This window comes from Thalassospira sp. ABD4_177, from assembly GCF_056160125.1.
The window spans coordinates 1,490,293-1,505,770 of the sequence record NZ_JBSWWO010000001.1 but is presented as its reverse complement, the minus strand read 5'-3'; the positions used below and the strand labels follow the sequence as shown (position 1 = coordinate 1,505,770).

At 56.1% G+C, this 15,478-nt stretch carries 13 protein-coding genes; 9 read left to right on the top strand and 4 right to left on the bottom strand.

Annotation, left to right across the window (positions count from 1 at the left end; all coding sequences use genetic code 11):
- From ACXAF0_RS06895 to ACXAF0_RS06885, 3 genes are all read right to left on the bottom strand, one after another.
- Positions 1-849: an AAA family ATPase gene (locus ACXAF0_RS06895; RefSeq protein ID WP_475345146.1), complete on the bottom strand. Its 849-nt coding sequence runs from the start codon at positions 847-849 to the stop codon at positions 1-3.
- Between the two features lie 89 nt (positions 850-938).
- Complete coding sequence (locus ACXAF0_RS06890) at positions 939-1,928, bottom strand: helix-turn-helix domain-containing protein (protein ID WP_475345145.1); 990 nt, start codon at positions 1,926-1,928, stop codon at positions 939-941.
- 158 nt (positions 1,929-2,086) lie between these two features.
- Complete coding sequence (locus tag ACXAF0_RS06885; protein WP_475345144.1) at positions 2,087-2,710, bottom strand: TetR/AcrR family transcriptional regulator; 624 nt, start codon at positions 2,708-2,710, stop codon at positions 2,087-2,089.
- A 143-nt stretch (positions 2,711-2,853) separates the two neighbouring features.
- On the opposite strand from ACXAF0_RS06885, the gene ACXAF0_RS06880 reads away from it, so the two are divergent.
- The 9 genes from ACXAF0_RS06880 to ACXAF0_RS06840 all read left to right on the top strand — a co-directional run bounded on the left by ACXAF0_RS06880 (position 2,854) and on the right by ACXAF0_RS06840 (position 12,673).
- Positions 2,854-3,942 carry an ABC transporter substrate-binding protein gene (locus ACXAF0_RS06880; protein ID WP_475345143.1) on the top strand — a complete coding sequence of 363 codons (1,089 nt, stop codon included), beginning with the start codon at positions 2,854-2,856 and terminating at the stop codon, positions 3,940-3,942.
- 150 nt (positions 3,943-4,092) lie between these two features.
- Positions 4,093-4,956 carry an ABC transporter permease gene (locus ACXAF0_RS06875; RefSeq protein WP_475345142.1) on the top strand — a complete coding sequence of 288 codons (864 nt, stop codon included), beginning with the start codon at positions 4,093-4,095 and terminating at the stop codon, positions 4,954-4,956.
- A gap of 1 nt (position 4,957) precedes the next feature.
- Positions 4,958-5,749: an ABC transporter permease gene (locus ACXAF0_RS06870; RefSeq protein WP_475345141.1), complete on the top strand. Its 792-nt coding sequence runs from the start codon at positions 4,958-4,960 to the stop codon at positions 5,747-5,749.
- The gene (locus ACXAF0_RS06865) at positions 5,746-6,858 is read left to right on the top strand and encodes an ABC transporter ATP-binding protein (RefSeq protein WP_475345140.1); all 1,113 of its coding nucleotides are present in this window, start codon (positions 5,746-5,748) and stop codon (positions 6,856-6,858) included. The genes ACXAF0_RS06870 and ACXAF0_RS06865 overlap by 4 nt, the downstream gene beginning before the upstream one ends.
- Positions 6,855-7,595, top strand: a complete 741-nt coding sequence (locus ACXAF0_RS06860) for an MBL fold metallo-hydrolase (RefSeq protein ID WP_475345139.1) — start codon at positions 6,855-6,857, stop codon at positions 7,593-7,595. The genes ACXAF0_RS06865 and ACXAF0_RS06860 overlap by 4 nt, the downstream gene beginning before the upstream one ends.
- A 78-nt stretch (positions 7,596-7,673) precedes the next feature.
- A complete protein-coding gene (locus ACXAF0_RS06855; protein ID WP_475345138.1) occupies positions 7,674-9,098 on the top strand; it encodes an aldehyde dehydrogenase family protein in 1,425 nt (474 codons plus the stop codon).
- Positions 9,099-9,303: 205 nt separating this feature from the next.
- On the top strand, positions 9,304-10,146 hold the full coding sequence (locus ACXAF0_RS06850) for a tetratricopeptide repeat protein (RefSeq protein WP_475345137.1): 843 nt from the start codon (positions 9,304-9,306) through the stop codon (positions 10,144-10,146).
- A 188-nt stretch (positions 10,147-10,334) separates the two neighbouring features.
- Positions 10,335-11,699 carry a DUF2254 domain-containing protein gene (locus tag ACXAF0_RS06845; RefSeq protein WP_475345136.1) on the top strand — a complete coding sequence of 455 codons (1,365 nt, stop codon included), beginning with the start codon at positions 10,335-10,337 and terminating at the stop codon, positions 11,697-11,699.
- Between the two features lie 86 nt (positions 11,700-11,785).
- On the top strand, positions 11,786-12,673 hold the full coding sequence (locus tag ACXAF0_RS06840; protein ID WP_475345135.1) for an AraC family transcriptional regulator: 888 nt from the start codon (positions 11,786-11,788) through the stop codon (positions 12,671-12,673).
- A 77-nt stretch (positions 12,674-12,750) separates the two neighbouring features.
- Here ACXAF0_RS06840 and alaS read toward each other — a convergent pair whose 3' ends face one another.
- A complete protein-coding gene (gene alaS, locus ACXAF0_RS06835) occupies positions 12,751-15,405 on the bottom strand; it encodes an alanine--tRNA ligase (RefSeq protein WP_475345134.1) in 2,655 nt (884 codons plus the stop codon).
- Positions 15,406-15,478: the final 73 nt, after the last annotated feature.

Here is a 15,478-nt window from a genome sequence, read left to right as displayed (position 1 = left end):
TTAACGCCCTTCGCGCCGCGCCATGAAGGCAAGCCGTTCGAACAGATGCACGTCCTGCTCGTTTTTCAGCAACGCCCCGTGCATCGGTGGCACGGCGGTCTTGGCATCCTTGGCGCGAAGCGCTTCGGGCGGCAGGTCTTCGGCCATCAGAAGCTTCAGCCAATCAAGCAGCTCGGAGGTTGAAGGCTTTTTCTTGAGCCCCGAGACCTCGCGCATGTCATAGAAAAGGTTGAGTGCCTCACCCACCAGACGTTTCTGGATGCCCGGGTAATGCACCTCGATGATCTCGGCCATGGTGTCCGCATCCGGGAAGCGGATATAGTGGAAGAAACAGCGACGCAGGAACGCGTCTGGCAGTTCCTTTTCATTATTGGATGTGATGATCACGATCGGGCGGTTGGTCGCCTTCACGGTTTGCTGAGTCTCATAGACAAAGAACTCCATGCGATCGAGTTCCTGCAGCAAGTCATTGGGGAACTCGATATCGGCCTTGTCGATCTCGTCAATCAGAAGAACCGGTGCTTCGCCCTTTGCCTCAAAGGCTTCCCACAGCTTGCCCTTGACGATGTAGTTGCCGATGTCATGAACGCGCTCATCGCCCAGCTGACTGTCACGCAGACGCGACACCGCATCATATTCATAAAGTCCCTGCTGGGCACGCGTGGTCGATTTGATCGACCAGGTAATCAGTTTCTTGCCAAGCGATTTGGCAATTTCTTCGGCCAAAACGGTCTTGCCGGTGCCCGGCTCGCCCTTGACCAGAAGTGGACGCTGCAACGTGATCGCAGCATTGACCGCCACCATCAGATCTTCGGTTGCGACGTAATTTTCCGTACCCTGAAACTTCATTTTTGCCCTGCAACACAAGTTGACGTTTGCGTTAACCTAGAATGTTGCACGGCTCATCGCAAGGCAGATGCCACAAGAAGATTTTCGTTCTAGGCCCGGCGCAGGGCAGCAGCAGGACTTTCACCGTACCAGTCGCGGTACGAGCGTGAAAAGTTGCTGACATGGGCAAAGCCGACGGCGGCGGCGACCTGTTTGATACTCATCTCGCCCTGGTGCAGCAATTCGCGTGCGTATCTCATACGTACGCGACGGATGAACTCCGAACAACTTTTACCGGTTGTCTGGCGAAACAGGCTGTTCAGCCGGTGTGACGTCATCTGGTTGTCAGCCGCCAACTGCTCGACAGAGATTGCTGCTCCCGGGTCGTTTGACACCGTCGCGATCACTGTATCGACAACGGATTTTTCAAGCTCTGTCAGCGCCAAAGGCGCGCTGAATTCCTGCGTTTTTTGAGCGTGAAGGTCAATAAACTCACCCAAAAACAGGCTCGCCAAACCATCAAGCTTCAAAAGCCGCCCCGGCCCGCTGACATGGCCGGAGAACATGGCACTGACGATGCTGCGAATACGGTTGCTGATTGCGACTGGACGTATATCCACCACATCCTGACGATCGGACAAAAACGGTGACAGGCTTTCGGGAAAATCATCCCCGAAACGCTGTTTCAACGGCGCAAGGGGTATCGCCACACCAACATGACGGATCAGTTGATCTTCCGGCAAAAAATAACGTGTCCCGAACGGATCGATCCGCTTGATCATGCCGACATCGGGCGTCATCTCATAACGCTTGCCATGCGGACATTCGATTTCAAGTTTGCCCATGACGGTGGCCGATCCGCCAAGCCATCCCGGCGGCAAGGAGTTACGCACATCAAACAGGGCATTTTCGCGCACCCTGAGTTCGGCGCGATGCAAAAGCATGCCATTGCCGAAATCAAGCCGTTCAACACGGCCCTGCACACCGGGAAGCTCAAACAGGTCACCATCGGCGAGCCTGAGCTCGCCAATACTGGCTTCGTTGGTTTCATCCGAAAGCCTGCCAAACGCATCATCCGCGTTTTGCCCGGTCTCCTGCATGATCTGCTCGTTTCATTATTTTTGGTGGCTTATTCTGGCCCATCGACAAAGATGACCAGCGTTCTTCTACCATAATGATCACAATATCAATATGTTGTCTGTGACGAAGCGCACGACCGGTGCGCGATCGAGCACGCAAACCTCTTGAACACGCAGGATCAGTCAGAGGCCAGACACATCAATTGCGCCACCGGCGCATTTTGCCGGGCAACTTCAGCCTTGAGGCCATCCACATCCATGTCCTCATCCTTAACAAACTCGATGAACATCATATTGACATTGTTAAACAGAAGCTCGCCGACCGCATCACAATCAACCTCGCGTCGCACGATCCCGCGTTTCTGAAGGGCGCGAATCAGATCGCAGACCTGTTTGGACAGGCGGTGATCAAGGGCGGTGTAGCGTTTTGAAAACGGCGTTTCGGGCTGTGCAATCGACAGCGACATTGCCGTGCGCCACATCTCCTTGGAAAGATAGGTCAGCGAGTGATCGTAATATTTCCCGATCAGTTCCGATAAGGCCGGTGCAACTTCGTCATGATCGCGCGCGATGATGGCATCCCCTGCGGCAAGGACTTCCTCGACCTCCATCGAGACCGTGGCCATCAGCATATCGCCCTTGTTTTTGAAGTAGTTATAAAACGTCCCGACCGAGACACCGGCCATTTCGGCAATGTCTTCGATGCGCGCACTGTCATATCCGACCTTGCGAAACAGCGTCGTCGCCGCCTCGAGAATGCGGCGGTTTTTGTCGGCTTTCTTTTGGGCGCGCAGTCCTGACATCGTCACTCCGGAAAAACTGAACGGGTTCAAAATTTACATTGACTCAAAAAATGAACACGTTCAATATTTTTTCAACGGTGCCGAAATGAGCACCGAAGAACCCAATACAAGGGAGGCCTCAATTATGAAATCAGGGAGAGCCTATGTCTCGTCACGTCTCTACGGGGAAGACCCGCAATAAGTTTCTTAGCGGCGCTGCGACCTTTATTCTGGGCGCGGTTGCCATGGCGCAGAGCGCCCAGGCCACCGAAGAGCTCAATGCGCTTGTCTGGTGCGACCATTCCGATCCGGCCCTGGTTGAGCCGTTCGAAGAAAAATACGACGTCAAAGTCAATCTCAAGGAATATGAAGGCACCGGTGCGGGCCTGTCGATCATCGAACAATCCCGTCCGGGCGACTGGGATGTATTTGTCGTCGATGGCGTTGATGTGCCGCGCGTGGTTGAAATGGGTGTTCTGGGTGAAATTCCAGCTGACGCCCTGCCGACATCCGACATTTTCCCCGAAGTTCTGATGGCGGACAACAATGTTGTCGATGGCAAGACCTATGCCGTCACCGAGAAGTTCGGCTACAACACCATTTCGTTCGACAAAACCAAGGTTGATCCCAAGGACATGGAAGACATGTCGATCATCTGGTCGGACAAATATGCCGGACGCATTGCGATTTATGACTATTACCTGCCGGTGATCGGCCTTGTCGGTCTTGGCCTTGGCATTGATACAGCTGATCTTGATGCGGACGATATGGACGCGATCAAGGAAAAGCTGTTCGCGATGAAAAAGGTCTCCAAGCAGGTCGGTGAGGTTGTGTCCTCCCAGACCGCACTTGCGACCGGCGAAGTCGACATCCTTGTCGGCGGCGGTGAATGGATCACGGCCGTGCTTTCCGAAGACAAACCGAACCTTGACTGGGTAATCCCCGAGCAGGGCGGTCTTCTTTGGGCGCAGTCGATCGGGGTCATGAAAGACTCTGAAAAACCTGATCTGGCCCTGAAATTCGTTCAGTACATCCTCAGCCCCGAAGGCCAGGCTCGCCTTGCGACCTCGTCGTGCTATTGGGGAATGCCGGCCAACGCCAAGGCAGGTGAGAACCTGACCGATGCCCAGAAAGCAGCACTGCGCTGGAATGATCAGTCGGGTTATCTGAAAAACGCACAGCTTTACCCGGTCCCGGATGCTGATCTCGATGCCGAGATGCAGGATGCCTGGGTCGAAATGCTCCAGCAGTAAGCAATCCCTTGTCTACTGCCACCTGCCGATGTCCCGCTTTTTGCGGGGCATCGGTTCCAAACTGCGATAAACTCAGCCAAACGGCGCCCATCATCCCAAGCGAGTTACAAGCAACCACCCCCTTGAGCCGGTTGCGAAAAGGATACCGTTATGGCCACTGCCAGCCTTGAAACACGCGAAAATCGCCGCGCCTGGGGATTTGTCACCCCGGCCCTGCTTTGGACGGTCGCGTTTTTTGTTATTCCCTTTATCATCATGGCCGCGATCAGCCTTGCGACCCGCAAGGGCCGCGAAATTGTAATGGCGTGGAATTTTGACAATTACATCGAATTCTTTGAAAAGGCCCATCTGCTTAAGGGGCTTTTTGTTTCGCTTGAGATTACTTTTACCGTCACCCTGATTTCAGTGATTTTGGCCTATCCGCTGGCCTGGATCATTGCCGAACGTGTGCCGCAGAAATGGCAGCGTATGGCGCTGATCATGGCGATCCTGCCCTTCTGGACAAGTTATGTAGTGCGCTCCTACTCATGGCTTCTGGTGCTGGCGCAAAACGGGGTGATCAACAATACCCTGATGTATCTTGGCGTGATTTCCGAGCCGCTTGAACTGGCCAGCACGCGCAGTGCGACCGTCATCGGCTTCGTGCATTTCTTTGTCATGCTTTTGACCCTGACGATCTATGCCAATCTGGTGCAGATGCCGCCCAACTATCGCCGCGCCGCCGCCGACCTTGGGGCCAACGGCTTTCAGGTGTTCTGGCATGTTGTGTTACCGCTAACATTGCCCGGGATCATGGTCGGTGCGTTCCTGACCTTTGTGCTGTGCATTGGCGATTACATCACCCCGCAGATCCTTGGCGGCAATAACGAGCTCGCCCTGCCGCAAGTCATCATGCTGCAATTGGGCCGACGGGCCGATTTCCCGATGGCCGCCACCCTTTCGATCATTCTGATGGTGGTTGTCACGATGGCCTATATTGCCTGTGCCCGCTGGCTCAAGATGGAGAGGACGTAGCATGATCTCTTCACGCTTTTCCAAACTGCTGTCCTGGTCCTATCTGGCGGCACTTTATGGCTTTATCTTTTTGCCTGTCGCGGTCCTGGTCCTGTTTTCCTTTCAGGACGGCCGCCTGCCGGTACCACCCTTTAATGGCGCGACCCTTAAATGGTATGGCGAGGTATTTTCTGACAGCCGTCTGATGTCGGCCCTTGGCAATTCGCTGATGGTTGCCCTTGGCTCGGCCACGGTTGCCTGTGTGCTGGGTTTCTGCGCGGCTTATGGGTTGGCGCGTTTTGTCCTGCCGGCATCACGTTTGCAGCGCGGCCTTCTGATTGCACCGATGACGGTCAGCTACCTGATCATTGCGCTGGGCTTGCTGACGACCTTTAACTGGGTCGCTGTATCGCTGTCGCTTTGGACGGTGGGGATCGGTCATGTGGTGATCAATCTGCCGCTGTGTTTTGCGATCATTTATGCCTCGATGGGGGATCATCAGAAAAACATCGAACGTGCGGCCCGCGATCTTGGTGCTGCCGAATGGCAGGTCATGACGCAGGTCTCCGCCCCGATGTTGATGCCATCGATCCTCGCGGCCTTTTTCCTGTCGGTGACGTTTAGCTGGGATGAATTCATCATCGCATTTTTGCTGTCGCGCTTTGACGTCACCCTGCCGGTTGAAATCTGGAGCATGCTGCGTTCGGGCCTGAACCCGAAAACCAACGCGGTCGGAAGCGTTGTCTTCCTTGTATCGGTTGCGCTGCTGCTTATTCTTGAATTGATTGTCTTTAGAAGGACGGCAAAGAAATGACCGCCCCTGTCTCCATTCGCAACGCCACCAAGACCTTTGGCGATTTTACCGCCCTTGATGATGTCAGCCTTGAAATCGCGGCTGGCGAATTCATTGTCCTTCTGGGCCCGTCGGGCTGTGGCAAAACCACCTTGTTATCGCTTCTGGGCGGTTTCCTGTCCCCGACCAGTGGCACGATTGAAATCGATGGCACGGATATGGGCGATGTTGCGCCCGCCAAGCGTCCGACCACCACGATGTTTCAGGACTACGCCCTGTTCCCGCATATGAGCCTGCGCGACAACGTCGCCTTTGGCCTTAAGATGCGCAAGGTCGGCAAGGCCGAACGCCATGCCAAGGCCGAAGAACTGCTTGATATGGTCGGGCTCAAGGCATCGGCCAACAAGAAACCCCACGAACTTTCCGGCGGCCAGCGCCAGCGCGTTGCCCTTGCCCGCGCACTTGCCGTCGAACCCGATGTTCTGTTGCTCGATGAGCCACTCGGCGCGCTTGACCTCAAGCTTCGACGTCAGATGCAGGATGAGCTCAAAGCCATTCAGAAACGGGTTGGCACCACGTTCGTGCATGTCACCCACGATCAGGAAGAAGCCATGGCGATTGCCGACCGGATCGTGGTGATGAATGCCGGCAAGATCGAAGATGTCGGCAGCCCAGAAACCATTTACATGCAGCCCAAAACGCTGTTTTCGGCAAGCTTCATGGGTGAAGTCAATTTCATTCCCGGCACCTTTGAAAGCGCAACTGATAGCACCATTTCCGTCAAGACCCCGCTTGGCACGGTTGAACTGCCCGAGTTTGAGTGCACAGGATTTACGCCCGAGGCACCGGTCACCCTTGCCATTCGCCCGGAACATTTCCGTGCCAGCACCGGGACCGGACCGCGCGTCACACTGGGCAAGGCCAAGGTTGAGGACGGATCGTTCTTTGGCACCCATCATCGCGCACATTTAACCCCGGTTGATTGCCCCAACATGACGATTACCGCCCACATGCCGCAATCAGCGATTATTGAGCCCGGTGCGTGGGTTGAACTGACCCTTGATCCAACCTCGGTCGTGCTGCTGCCCGGCCACCCGCCCCACCCGATACAAGAAAGTACCGCGTCATGAGCCAGACAAATATGGACCGCGCCAAACCCGAAGACTGGTACAGCCTGAAAACCGTTGGCGATGACGTGACCTATATCGGGGAGCCGTTTATCGAGGAATTTTACCGCTGCAACATCTGGCATGTGCGCGGGCGCGATGGCGACATGCTGGTTGATAGTGGCATGGGGGTTGTGTCGCTGACCGAATGGGTGCCGCTTGTCACCGAACGCTCCGTTCAGGCAGTTGCCAGCCACACCCATTTTGATCATATCGGCTGCCACCATGAATTTGAAAATCGGGTGTGTCATCGCTGCGAGGCCGACCTTTTGGCTGCGCCGACGCGCAAGAATACACTCGCCGATCCCTATGTGACTGACGAGATTTTCACCAAACTCCCGCCGCTTCCCTATTCCTCGACCACCTATGCGGTCAAGGCGGCACCGGCCACGCGTATTGTTGAAGACGGAGATGTGATTGATCTGGGCGACCGCCATTTTGAGGTCATTCACACACCGGGCCATTCGCCCGGTGGCATTGCCCTTTGGGAAAAGGCAACCGGCATCCTGTTTTCAGGGGACATTGTTTATGATGGACCTTTGATCGAAGACACTTATCATGCAAATGCAGCTGACTATGTGCGATCAATGGAACGGCTTTATGATTTGCCGGTCCGGGTGGTGCATGGTGGGCATTTTGCCAGTTACGGCGGCGAACGCCATCGCGACATCATAAAAAGCTGGCTGAGGAAACGAACCTGAAAACCGCGCCCCGAACGTCACCCGTGTCGGGCATCAATGCCAGGCACTGACACCACAAAACGATCAGGAAGGCTTCCAATGGATAACCCAGGCAAATTTTATATCAACGGCAAGTGGGTTGATCCGATTTCATCGGAGACGATGGACGTGATCAATCCGGCCACCGAAGAAGTCATCACCCAAATCACCCTGGCCAGCGAAGAAGATGTCGACCTTGCGGTCGCCGCGGCCAAGCGCGCCTTTGAAAGCTATAGCCAGACCACGGTCGAGCAACGCCTCGGCTGGCTTGAAAACCTGCTTGCGATCTATAAGCGCCGCTATGGCGAAGTCGCCGATACCATCACCAGGGAACTCGGCGCGCCGACCAGCATGTCGCACGAACAACAGGCAGCAGCAGGCACAGCCCATCTTGAAGATTTCATCGTAGCCCTTAAAAAGCTCAAGACCGAGGAAACCCTTTATAACGGGGAGCATCTTTTGCGCGAACCCATCGGTGTTTGTGGCCTGATCACCCCGTGGAACTGGCCGATCAACCAGATCGTGCTCAAGGTCGTCCCGGCCTTGGCCGTTGGCTGCACCTGCGTGCTCAAGCCGTCCGAATTCACCCCGCTTAATGCCATGCTCTATGCCGAAATGATCCATGAGGCCGGCTTCCCGGAAGGTGCATTCAACATGGTTCAGGGGGCTGGCCCGATTGCCGGTGCGACCCTGTCACGTCATCCCGACATCACCATGATGTCCTTTACCGGATCGACCCGGGCGGGCAAGGCGATCACCAAGGATGCCTCGGAAAACATAAAGCGCGTCACCCTCGAACTTGGCGGCAAGTCGCCCAACATCGTGTTTGACGATGTCGATATCGAAGACCGCATCGCCTGGAGTGTGAATGCCGTTTTCAACAACTCCGGCCAGACCTGTGACGCCCCGACCCGCATGCTTGTGCAGCGTTCGATCTATGACGAGGCGGTCAAGGTCGCCAAACGCGTGGGCGAAGAAGCATCAGTCGGCGATCCGACCAAGGAAGGCGATCACATCGGCCCGCTGGTCAGCCACATCCAGTTTGACCGCGTTCAGACCCTGATCCAGGCCGGCATTGACGAAGGTGCGACCCTTCTTGTTGGTGGTGCGGGCAAGCCCGATGACACCAATGAAGGCTACTTCACCAAGCCGACGATCTTCTCGGATGTGAACAACACGATGCGCATCGCACGCGAGGAAATCTTTGGCCCGGTCGTCTCGATGATCCCGTTCGACACCGAAGAGGAAGCCATCGAGATCGCCAATGACACACCCTATGGCCTTGCCGCCTATGTCCAGACCCCGGACGCCGAAAAAGCCGACCGCGTCGCGCGCAAACTGCGTGCCGGCATGGTGTTGCTCAATGGCTCCTCCCCGATGGCAGGCAGCCCGTTTGGCGGCTACAAACAATCAGGCAATGGACGCGAAGGCGGCCTGTTCGGCCTCGAAGACTTCATGGAAATCAAGATGATCCATAAGCTTTAAGGCACTGGCATCATGATCACGCAAAGGCCCCGGCATATGTTCCGGGGCCTTTTGTTTTTGGGCCTCATCACCGTGATCGGATCAGCGTCATGAATTCGTTATGACATAGGGCTGGTAATGATCGGTTTGGGGACTATAATCCCATCGTTAATCGATAAGTTTAGGGGTCCGGACAACGGATCTCGCCTGGATTGGGAGACCACCTATGAATGCAATGTCCTTTTCTGATATGGGGCTTGCGGCCTTGAAACGGCAACAGTTTGACGCCGCAATTAATATGCTGCGTCAGGCGCTTGGCGAAGACATGGACAATCTTGCGGCCCGCTTTGGCCTGGCGCGCGCCCTTCATGAAAAAGGTTCGATCATCGAAGCAATCGGCGAGTACCGCACGGTGCTGCAATCTGATGGGGGTCATGAAGACTGCCTGCATCACATTGCACGCGCTCTGCTGCAAAATGGCGATGCGCGCGGTGCCTTGAACCATGTCGATATCGTTTTGCGTGGCAAACCGACCGACCCGGAATTGCTGACCCTGCGCGGGCAGGCATTGATCGCACTTGAACGCTATGACGCGGCCCTGTCAGCGCTGCAGTCCGCAGGCCACCACAGCCCCGGCTCGGAAACCATTCATCGCCTGATCGCCAAATGCCATCGCGCCAACGCGGATTTCGAAAGCGAACGCCGTGCGGTCGAGCAGTTGCTGCGCATCAATCCGGCATCGCTCAGTGCATCGAACGATCTTGGCGTCATCAATCTGCGCGAAGGTCATCTGATCGCAGCCTTTGAAGCGTTTGAACAAATCCTGTCGCAAGATGCCGATCATCCGCAAGCAACATTGAACCGTGCCATTGCCCTGACCGTCATGGGCGGCATGGATCATGATGCGATCTGGAACCGGGTGATGGAGGTCTGCGACGGGATTGATGATCTCGACGAAATCCGCAAGGCTGCCGATCAATTGGCAATGCTTCCCGACAATGCCCGCAAGGGCACGCCAGAGGCCGACACCCTGATCAGCTTGGTCGCCCTTGAAGACATCGATATTTGATCTGAAAAGCGTGCCTTTCCGCGCGCTTTTCCGACCACCTTCCATCAGTATTCCCGCCGGGAAAAGCCCGTGCGGGAACTGCATGCCATAACCGGCGTTTAATCATATGATGTCGTTTGCGTTTTCCCTGATCCGGATCACGTGACACTGTCTGATCTGCCTTTGGTTCGAAAAGGGATCCTTGCATCATGGTTCAACGCCTGATCCGCGTATGGGAATTTCTGGCCTATAGCCTGTGGGTGTCACCCTTGCTGTTTGCAATTGGCGGGGCGGCGATGGCGGTCGGCGTCATGGCGCTGCCGCAGGACTGGTTGCGCGACATATTGCCTGAGCTGTTACCAGGCTTTGGCGAAATCGACACGGTCCGCAGCCTGCTTGAAACCTTGTTGGCCACCCTTGTCACCATGACAACCTTTGCCCTGTCGATCACGATGGTGGTGCTGACGCTTGCCGCCGGGTCGCTTGGTCCGCGCATGATCCGTAACTTTATGGGCGATAGCAAAACCCAGAATGCGCTTGGCATTTTTGTTGGCAGCATCCTGTTTCTGATTACCTCCCTCGTGCTGACGGGAAGCAATCCGGATGGCGGCCCCGTCCCGCATCTTGCCGCGACGGTCGGGATTGCGCTGTTTGTCATCAGTGTTTTTGTCCTGATCCTGTTTGTCCATCATCTCGGCCGATCCATCGTTGCCGATGAAGTCATTCAGCGTGTCGGCAAGAACCTTGAAGAAACCATTCAATCGGCCTGCTCCACCCTTTCTGATCCGATCAAGGCGGCGGAAAAGGCCGAAGCATCCCTGCCCGACCCGCAGGATATCGCACGCGATCAAGCCATTTGCATCGCGTCCTCGGGCTATGTGCAGGGCATTGATTATGAAAAAGTCTGCGAGATCGCCAAGGAAACCGATACCCGAATTTCGCTGGTCATCCGGGCCGGGCAACATGTCCTGGCAGGCGATATCGTCGGGCAGATTGATCCCGCAAAAGACGCCCAATCAGACAAGAATATCGACCAATGCCACGCCGACATATTGGACGCCATCATGATTGGCACACACCGGACCGCGATGCTTGATGTCGAATTTGCCCTGCGCCAATTGGTCGAGGTCGCCCTGCGTGCCCTGTCGCCGGGCATCAATGATCCGTTTACCGCCATTGCCGCGGTTTATCGCCTTGGCCGGGCCCTGCCCCATGCCATGCAGTTCCGCTATCCGGTCGGCATCTGGATCGATGATCGCGATGAGGTCCGCCTTAAAGCCCTGCTGTCTGACTTCGACGGGATGCTCGGCGCTGCTTATGATCAGATCCGGCAGTCAGCAAACAGAAAACCCGATGTCCTGCTGCCGATGGCCGAAGTTCTGGAAAGCCTGATGCGGCTCGCCCACACCGATCAACAGCGCGATATCCTGCGCACCCATGCCCGCATGATTGCCAGTGCGGCCGAGCGCAACGTGCCGGAAGAAAATGACCGCAAGGCTGTGCTTCGGGCTGCAACACGGGTCCTGCATCATCAGGAACCGGCGAAAGATCGGGGTGGCGATAAAGACGCCTGAATCGCAAGAATGGTCAGGCAGTCCTTTTCAATTCGGGGCAGACTGATGCCATCACGTCCGCAACAACGCCGTTGAAAAGCGATCCGATGACCGACAGTCCGCAAGTTCAATTACAAAACCGGTTTGCCCGCGTCATCGCCCACATCGATGACAATGCGGATCGCCATTTGGATTTGGCGGAACTGGCCGGGGTTGCGGCCTACTCTCGATTTCACTTCCATCGCCAGTTCGCCGCCCTGTTCGACATTACGGCCACAAAATATGTCCGGCTGGTCCGCATGCGTCGTGCTGCGCACAGCCTATTGTTTCGTAAAAGTACTTCGATCACGGATATTGCGTTTGATGCGGGGTTCGAAAATGCAGAATCCTTTTCACGCGCCTTTCGCAAGCTCCATGATCAAAGCCCGTCAGACTTTCGCAACCATCCCGATTGGGACACCTGGCAAGCCCCCTATGGAAAACTCCAACAGGTTCGGAGGGACACCATGACCACCACGGCATCAGAAACCGTCACCATCATCAATTTCCCGGAAACCCGAACCGCCTGCATGGACCATATCGGCCCGCCCGAGCGGATCGGCGAAACCATCCAGCGATTTATTGCCTGGCGCAAGATCCACCATCTGCATCCGTCAAAACACGCGACTTTCAATATCGTCTGGTGCAATCCTGAAGACACCCCAGCCGAGGCATTCCGCATGGGCCTTGCCGTCGCGACCGATCAGGAATTGTCAGAGGAAGACACACAGAAAGGGCTCTATGCGCAAACCCTGCCCGCTGGTCGCTATGCCAAACTGCGCCATAGCGGCAGCGACCAGACATTGGGCGACAGCGCGCTGGCACTCTATCGCGACTGGCTGCCGCACAGCGGCGAAACACCAAGTGACTTCCCGCTGATTTTCCAACGGATCGCGTTTTATCCAGACGTTGCCGAGCATGAAGCCATCACGGATATCCTGTTGCCGCTGGCCTGACGACAATCCTCAGACAAAAGAAAAGGGCCCCTATTGGGGCCCTTTCTATTCATCAGACTTTTGATCGTCGGGATCGCTTAGCCAGCGATATGTGCCTCGATCGCGGCCAGTGCGGCGTCGGCTTGTGACGGATCAGAACCGCCACCCTGCGCCATGTCCGGACGGCCACCGCCACCCTTGCCGCCGAGTTTTTCAACACCGATGCGCACAAGATCAACGGCGCTGTATGTGTCTTTGAGGTCTTCGGTCAGACCGACAACGATGGATGCCTTGCCTCCGTCACCCGACACAAGTGCGACAATGCCGGAGCCCATCTGTTCGCGGAGCTCGTCGACCATGCCTTTGAGCTCCTTGGCCGGAATGCCTTCCAGCGAACGCAGCGCCATTTTGACGCCGTTGACGTCCTTGAACGCATCGCCGCCCGATGACGCACCGGAGCCGGCCGTCGCCAGCTTCTTGCGCAGGTCGGAAACTTCGCGTTCCAGACGACGACGTTCTTCCTGCAGCGCCTTGACACGTGCCGGGACGTCTTCGGGAACGGATTTCAGGTCTGCGGCAACAGAGGTCAGAACGTTTTCGCGTGCTGAGACGTAGTTGGCAGCATCGGCACCGGTCAGTGCCTCGATACGGCGCACACCGCTTGAAACAGCACCTTCGGAAACGATCTTGAACATGCCGATATCACCGGTGCGTTTGACATGCGTACCACCGCAAAGTTCAAGCGAATAGGCATGTTCGTTGGCAACCGGCTGGCCCATCGAAACAACGCGGACTTCATCGCCGTATTTCTCGCCAAAGAGCGCCATTGCGCCAAGTTCAATCGCCTCGTCCGGGGTCATCAGACGAGTGGTGACTTCGCTGTTTTCGCGGATCAGGCTGTTCACGTCAGCTTCGATCACCGCAGCTTCCTCGGCCGTGACGGCTTTGGGGTGCGAGATGTCAAAGCGCAGACGATCAGCTGCCACAAGCGAACCCTTCTGGGTCACGTGATCACCAAGATGCTTGCGCAGAACCGCATGCAACAGGTGGGTGGCCGAGTGGTTGGCACGCAAGGATGAACGACGGGTGTGATCGACGCGGAATTCCGCAGCATCGCCAACCTTGACCTCACCTTCGGTCACCTTGCCAAGATGCACATGCAAAGCGCCCAGCTTTTTCTGGGTGTCGGTGATTTCAATGATCGCACCGTTTTCGGTCTTGATCACACCGGCATCGCCCTGCTGACCACCAGACTCGCCAAAGAAGGTCGTCTGGTTGGCAATCAGGGCAACCTCGTCATCCTTGGATGCGGTTTTGACTTCAGCGCCGTCCTTGATCAGGGCGGTTACCACACCCTCAGCCGTTTCGGTTTCATAGCCCAAGAATTCGGTCGCGCCATCACGGTCATTGATGTCAAACCAGACTTCCTCGGTCGCAGCTTCGCCGGAACCGGACCAAGCTGCACGTGCCTTGGCTTTCTGTTCTTCCATGGCAGAGGTGAAACCGTCTTCGTCGATGCCGATTTTACGTTCCTTAAGCGCATCGGCAGTCAGATCAAGCGGGAAGCCATAGGTGTCATAAAGTTTGAACGCAACATCACCCGAAAGGATCGCTCCTTCGTCCATGCCATCGGTCGCGTCATCAAGCATCTTGAGACCGCGATCAAGCATGGTTTTAAAGCCCTGCTCTTCAAGCTTGAGGGTTTCTTCGATCAATGCCTGTGCGCGGACCAGTTCCGGGAAAGCATTGCCCATCTTGCGCACCAGCGACGGGACCAGCTCATACATCACCGGATCCTGGGTTCCGATCATGTGCAGATGGCGCATCGCGCGGCGCATGATACGGCGCAGAACGTTACCGCGACCGGCATTGGACGGCAGAACGCCATCCGCAATCAGGAAGCTGGTCGAACGCAAATGGTCGGCCACCACACGGTGCGACACATTATGCGGGCCATCCGGATCGGTATTGGTGGCGTCAGCCGATGCTTCGATCAGCGCGCGCATCAAATCGATGTCATAGTTGTCGTGCTTGCCCTGCAGAACAGCGGCAATACGTTCCAGGCCCATGCCGGTATCGATGGACGGTTTTGGCAGATCAACGCGTTCGCCATTTGCCATCTGCTCGTACTGCATGAAGACGAGGTTCCAGATTTCAATGAAACGGTCGCCGTCTTCATCCGCGCTGCCCGGAGGGCCACCCCAGATGTGATCGCCATGGTCAAAGAAGATTTCCGAGCACGGACCGCACGGACCAGTATCGCCCATCGACCAGAAGTTATCCGAGGTCGGGATACGGATGATGCGATCATCGGTCAGACCGGCGATTTTTTTCCACAGACCATGCGCCTCGTCATCGGTGTGATAGACCGTGACCAGAAGCTTGTCGGCCGGAAGACCGTATTCCTTGGTGATCAGGTTCCAGGCGAATTCAATCGCGTTTTCCTTGAAGTAGTCGCCAAACGAGAAGTTGCCGAGCATTTCAAAGAAGGTGTGATGGCGCGCGGTATGACCGACATTCTCAAGGTCGTTATGCTTGCCCCCGGCGCGCACGCATTTCTGCGAGGTCGCGGCACGCGAATAATCGCGGTGTTCCTGGCCGGTGAAAACGTTCTTGAACTGAACCATCCCGGCATTGGTGAACATCAGGGTAGGGTCATTGCGCGGCACCAGCGGGCTGGAGGAAACGACTTCGTGGCCGTTCTTGCGGAAGAACTCCAGAAACGTGGTGCGGATATCGTTAACGGTCTGCATATCTCTCCAACCCGGAAAACGCGGAAAAACTTCGCCCGCCATGCTGGCGAACGGACTGCCCTATTTAGCGGCT